We start from the raw sequence: 5,085 nt of genomic DNA on the forward strand, positions 1-5,085 counted from the left end.
AGCTCGCCAGAAACTTCCTATCCGCCGTATGCCTTGCCGCCGCCGTGGCTTTCTGGCTCTGATTGAGTCTCGACCCTGGAAAGCCAGATACTTCCCCTGGATCAGGGCCGATCCGACAGGCTGCGCATAAGCTTGCGCGATCAGCCAGGTGCGAACGTGACGCACCGCCTTTTCGTGATCGCCGCTGTGAGCATGGATGTCCCAGCCTGCGATGTCGGAGAGCGCCCGCTGATAATCATAGCGCGTGTGTTCAAGGATAAGGATTCGCTTGTCTGACAAGGGCGGTGGCCCGAACCTGCGACAGGCATGGTCGAGACCAAGCTCAAAAGGCATGTTCATGCGTGCGAATTCATCCGGGGCCGCAGATTTGCAGCGGCTGAGGTCGTGGATGCCGTACTTTGATCCCCGGATGAGCTCGGCAATACGATCGAGCCGCGCCTCGCCGTTGTCGGCATTCTCCGGTGCCAGCCTCGGGAAGAAACCCATATAGACGATGCAGAACGCTACCGCCTGAAGGATCGGTGCGAAATCTTCATCGAAGGGACAGTTGACGAAAACAGAGCGATCAAAGGGTGGCGGCAATATCAGCCCCTCGGCGGATGCGGGTCGTTTCCGTAGGAGTTCCGCTCTCTGATCCGGCCATCACGACCGTGGATGTAGAGTTCGGTTTTCTGGTTCTGGGCGATCCTGGTGGCAGCAGCGATAGCATCCGCCTGCGTGGCGTGAACGCTGGTCGCTCTCGACGCGCCCCCCTTCTTCACAGCCCATCCGCCAGAAGAATTCCGCACGACATGCTGACCCTGTTTTGCCATGGTATCTGACCTCCAGCTCTAAAGTAGCAGTACGATAGACCAGTGGCTAGGTCTGGGGGGACAATCTGTGCTCGAAAATCCCTTGTCGCCCGAATTTGCCAACAACCGTGAACATGGGTTGTGCGTCACCGGTCGGTCAAGATGCCGCTAATCTCGCGGCTGCGAGATCGATGCTGGCCTGGAAGCCGTGGCGCTCAAGCATATGGAGCAGGTTGGCGCCGTTCATCAGGGTGATCGGCTTGCCAGTCGCGAACTTGTAAGCGTCAGGACCATAGTCCGCTGTGGATACAAGGATACCGCGCGACGCGCCCTCATTCATTATGGTGCCGTACAGGTCCCGCACCGCCGACACGCCAACGGTTCTGGTGTAGCGCTTGGCCTGGATGACGATCTTGCCGCCAGTGATCGGATCGGGATCAAACGCGATGGCATCGACCCCTCCGTCGCTGCTTGATTGCGTGACCCTAACCTCGCCGCCGCGTGAGGCGAACTCCTTTTCGAAAACCTCGCGCACGAGGTGCTCGAAGTCTTCCCACGAGATTGCTGCGAGGTTGGTGCCCTGATCAAGTGCAGAGCCAACTTCCCGCGCCTCAATGAACCGGCGGTCCTCTGTGTCGAGTTCCATAACCGGGGCGATGGGAGCAAGGGACGCCAGTGATGCTGCCGAGACGCCCTTCAGCGACTTGAAGCATGCTTTGGGATCGACGCGCGCGAGGTCGATGGCGCAGAAGGACTCCCGGTCCACAAGCACCGACATCAGGCAGCTACGCTTCTGCTGACCGCTTGCCGGGTCGATGAATTCGACAAAGCCATTGAAGAGGATTGCATCGATGTTTCCGGCCTCATCGGCCTCGAACAGTTCGTGGATCGTGCGCAGGCAGACCTGATAGGCAACAGACTCGAAGTTAGCCTTCCGGTCTCGATCGGAGATGAAGCTCTCCTTCAGCTCCCCCGTCGCCTTCACGAATTTCACCGCCTTCGTCGATGGCAGGACATCGATCGATGGCAGATCATAGGCAAGCTTCATGAGCTTGCGGACACGATCATACTGCAAGAGGTAGGATTTCTCGAAGAGGCCATCATAGTCCGACCGCTCCAGCACCAGCGAGGCATGCTCAATTACGGCTTCCTCTTCTCCGCTCGCAACCTCGGCCGCGAGTTGATCGACGAGGGCATGCGAAGCAGCCTGCTCCGCCTTGAAGGCATCTTCCTTGGCTTTGTGCTCATCCCAGAAGGCCTTGCGCCGCTCCTCCCATTGGGCAACTGCGTGAGCCAGAGCAACTTTTCGACGGTCTTCGGCATCCTTCCATTGCTGCATTTCAGTCGCGTGGTTCGCCTGTGCTTCTGCAAGAATGCCGGCTTTTTTGCCGAGGATGACTTGGAAGAAACCGACTTTCGGCTCGACATATTTCGGCTGCGGTGCCGGACTGCTCGACGGCTTGGGCTCAGGGAAGTCCTTAGGATACTCGTATGCGGATCGATCCTTGAGGGTCTCCCAGTCGATCCTGTCATCGACCAGTGTAGTATGCGTAAGGATGCGGGTCAGCGATTCCAGCCTGAGCGTCGCTTCGGTTGTCAGCTCATCAGCAGCCGCCTGCCCGGAAAGCAGGGATTGCCGCTTGAGGTAGATCTCGTATTTTTCATCCCAGCTGGCGATCAACGCGTCGAGCTTGCTCTGCAAGATGAAGATTTCAGGCGCGCTGACCTCCTTGTGGAGGTTCAGCTTCTTGTGCCGCACATCAATGTAGTACCGCAGGACCCGGTCTCCGCGCGCACTCCATTTCGTTTGCAGTGACCCCACGGCGATGTTTTCGAGATTGGTCGAATGTATCGTGACGTGTGCCACAGCCGCCCCCTTCTATGCCCAAATAGATGAGCTCCTACAAAGAGCCGGATGTCGCGTTCAGATCAAGTGCAATGATCCTAGTTGGTTATCCTTGAAGCAGGCCAGCCACCTCTTACCCCCGAGTGCAGTTGTAGTCACCTTAGGTCTTGGGACGAAGGGCAGCTTCAATCACACCACTCAGCCAACGCAACTCGCTGTCACTGAGGCTTCCCAGCCTACTGACGATTTCCGTGAGCGTTGCGCGCTGGAGTTGGCCGTCGGGCAAATTCGGGGTGAATAGCTCCGCAGGATCAATTTCCAGCGCCTCTGCGATCTGCGTGATCACACCGAAACGGGCTCCGCTGTTTCCCCCTTCGATCTTCGAGATCATGTCAGTGCTGATGCTTGCACGTTCGGCCAGAGCCTCCTGCGTCAGGCCCGCACGCACCCGGTGCGTTTTGACCAGTCGTCCAAACCTTGTCCGCAAATCGACCATGGTGCCTCCCAGCAAACGGGTAGCCGGGGAACAGTCTCATCTTGAGGGAAGTGCCTTCGAAAATCAGGCATATCAGTAAGTAAAAGGCAACTTTCTCGAATTAGCTTACGAGCTGGATAATCATCTCGGAAGATTGAGGACAGCATGGCCGATCAGGCATCAGGCATACGCAATAAGATAAGAGCGCGGGAAGCCCCCAGAACCGTCAGTCAGTTTGATCGAAGGACCAGCGAAGCACCGAAAGCAGCGACGAGCGGTTCATCGTTCTTTCGCAAGCTGGCCAAATGGACGGCAATCACGATTGGCGTACTGATCGCTCTCGTCGCCGTAATAGGCATCATAGCCGAAACCACGGCGACCCCGGAAGACAAGGCGCGATGGGCGGCTGAACGTGCTGAGCGCGAGAAAGAAAGGGCGATTCGGGAGGCAGCAGAGGCTGAGCGCGAGGCAGCAGAGCTGGCAGCCCGACAACAGGCAGAGGCCGAGGAAGCTGCTCGCGAAGCGCAGTTCAAATGTCTCCGTTCGCTGGACGGCTCCATGGGTAGTTTCAAGATCGAGGTGAAATACGAGCTTCGGGACCCAGACAGCTTTGAACACATTCAGTCGTTTGCAACGGCGGTCGATGCTGATGGCACACAGCGCGTTCGCATGAAGTTCCGAGCGCGCAATGGCTTTGGTGGGATGAATGTAGAAATGGCGGAGGCTGTGATCGATAACTCGGAATGCGAAGTGCGGTCGTGGCGATTCATCCGGTGACCGATCGCAGCTGCAATAGTTTCGGCTCCACCCTTCATCGCCTAGCCTCTTGAAATTGGACGATTGAAGCAGCATGATTACGATCCCTCGGTATGAGGTTCTTCCTGCGGCAATTCGGAGTTCCGATGAAGCTGCTTCGGGGTAACGCGGTGTCGCCGTTTCGGAGCATCACGTTGCTTTCTTGGTTGGTGATCTGCGTGCAAACGCAAGGCAGCCGAGGGTATATGGAAGGACCCACGGTATGAAGAAAATCACCCGTTTTCGTAAATACTGTGGCCTCGCCTTGGAATACGGAGCTAATGCGTTCAAGTTCGCATACTACGTTCTGAAGTTCCTCGGCGAGGTCACCAACTACCGTGCGAAACCTCTACAATCACCACTTCACGCTGAAACCGGGCACTCGGGTCTTTATACCGTCACTGTACGGCGCTCAGCGTGGCGGAGACATCAAGGAAGCGATCGAAAGGGTCTGGCAGCCACCAGAAAACTACTTTCACCTCCTCGACGGCGGTCATGTGGCGGCAGTTAAGTCGCATCGAGACGCCCCTTGGCTCGCATCGCTCGACCTACAACGCTTCTTCGAGCAGATTAGCCGGTCGAAAGTGCACCGCGCCTTGAAGGCTGTCGGATTTTCGCAGGACGAAGCTTGGGAGATGGCCTGCGACAGCACCGTCGATAAAAGACCGCCGAAGCGAAAGTTCAGCCTTCCCTTCGGCTTCGTGCAGTCGCCGATTGTTGCATCCGTGGTGCTCGCCAAATCGGCCTTGGGCGGCCAGATTAGAAACCTCCGCGCAGACGGCTTGAACGTGACTGTCTACGTGGACGACATCACGGTATCAGGCATTTCGGAGGAAGAGGTCAGCGACGCAGTTGAAAAGCTCGAAGCCGCTGCTGCCCTCTCAGGTTTCGCGTTCAACCCAGATAAGTCACAGCCCGCAAGCAGGCGCGTGACAAGCTTCAACATCGAGTTCGGATCGGGCCTAATGGAAATCGCGGAAGACCGGATGGTGGAATTCGAAGCCGCGATCAGACACGGCAACGAATATCAAATCGGCGGCATTCTCGGTTACGTTGCGAGCGTGAACGCAGATCAGGCCAAAGAGTTGGCTAGTGCACTGCCCTAGGGTCTAAACCCAATCAGCCTCTTGAAATTCAGTGCGTGTATTGATTCAGAGTGTCTCCGCTGAAGCAGGAGA

6 protein-coding genes are annotated in these 5,085 nt (G+C 57.1%); 2 read left to right on the forward strand and 4 right to left on the reverse strand.

Annotated features, from left to right (window positions below):
* The 4 genes from WFP39_RS15095 to WFP39_RS15110 all read right to left on the reverse strand — a co-directional run.
* Positions 1–582, reverse strand: a 582-nt coding sequence (locus WFP39_RS15095; protein ID WP_336920657.1) for a hypothetical protein, incomplete at its 3' end; no start/stop codon positions are given.
* 2 nt (positions 583–584) lie between these two features.
* The gene (locus WFP39_RS15100; protein ID WP_336920658.1) at positions 585–812 is read right to left on the reverse strand and encodes a DUF2188 domain-containing protein; all 228 of its coding nucleotides are present in this window, start codon (positions 810–812) and stop codon (positions 585–587) included.
* Between the two features lie 136 nt (positions 813–948).
* Positions 949–2,658: a restriction endonuclease gene (locus WFP39_RS15105; protein ID WP_336920659.1), complete on the reverse strand. Its 1,710-nt coding sequence runs from the start codon at positions 2,656–2,658 to the stop codon at positions 949–951.
* Positions 2,659–2,797: 139 nt separating this feature from the next.
* Positions 2,798–3,133 carry a helix-turn-helix domain-containing protein gene (locus WFP39_RS15110; protein ID WP_336920660.1) on the reverse strand — a complete coding sequence of 112 codons (336 nt, stop codon included), beginning with the start codon at positions 3,131–3,133 and terminating at the stop codon, positions 2,798–2,800.
* A gap of 144 nt (positions 3,134–3,277) precedes the next feature.
* On the opposite strand from WFP39_RS15110, the gene WFP39_RS15115 reads away from it, so the two are divergent.
* Positions 3,278–3,889: a hypothetical protein gene (locus tag WFP39_RS15115; protein ID WP_336920661.1), complete on the forward strand. Its 612-nt coding sequence runs from the start codon at positions 3,278–3,280 to the stop codon at positions 3,887–3,889.
* A gap of 356 nt (positions 3,890–4,245) precedes the next feature.
* Positions 4,246–5,013 carry a reverse transcriptase domain-containing protein gene (locus tag WFP39_RS15120; RefSeq protein ID WP_336920662.1) on the forward strand — a complete coding sequence of 256 codons (768 nt, stop codon included), beginning with the start codon at positions 4,246–4,248 and terminating at the stop codon, positions 5,011–5,013.
* Positions 5,014–5,085 lie beyond the last annotated feature (72 nt).

It is taken from the genome of Alteraurantiacibacter lauratis, from assembly GCF_037154155.1.
Classification (GTDB): Bacteria; Pseudomonadota; Alphaproteobacteria; order Sphingomonadales; family Sphingomonadaceae; genus Alteraurantiacibacter; species Alteraurantiacibacter lauratis.

Bases quoted from the DNA above. Each gene is read 5' to 3' on its own strand.
- WFP39_RS15115 (WP_336920661.1), top strand. From the start codon at position 3,278: ATGGCCGATCAGGCATCAGGCATACGCAATAAGATAAGAGCGCGGGAA.
- WFP39_RS15110 (WP_336920660.1), bottom strand. From the start codon at position 3,133: ATGGTCGATTTGCGGACAAGGTTTGGACGACTGGTCAAAACGCACCGG.
- WFP39_RS15100 (WP_336920658.1), bottom strand. From the start codon at position 812: ATGGCAAAACAGGGTCAGCATGTCGTGCGGAATTCTTCTGGCGGATGG.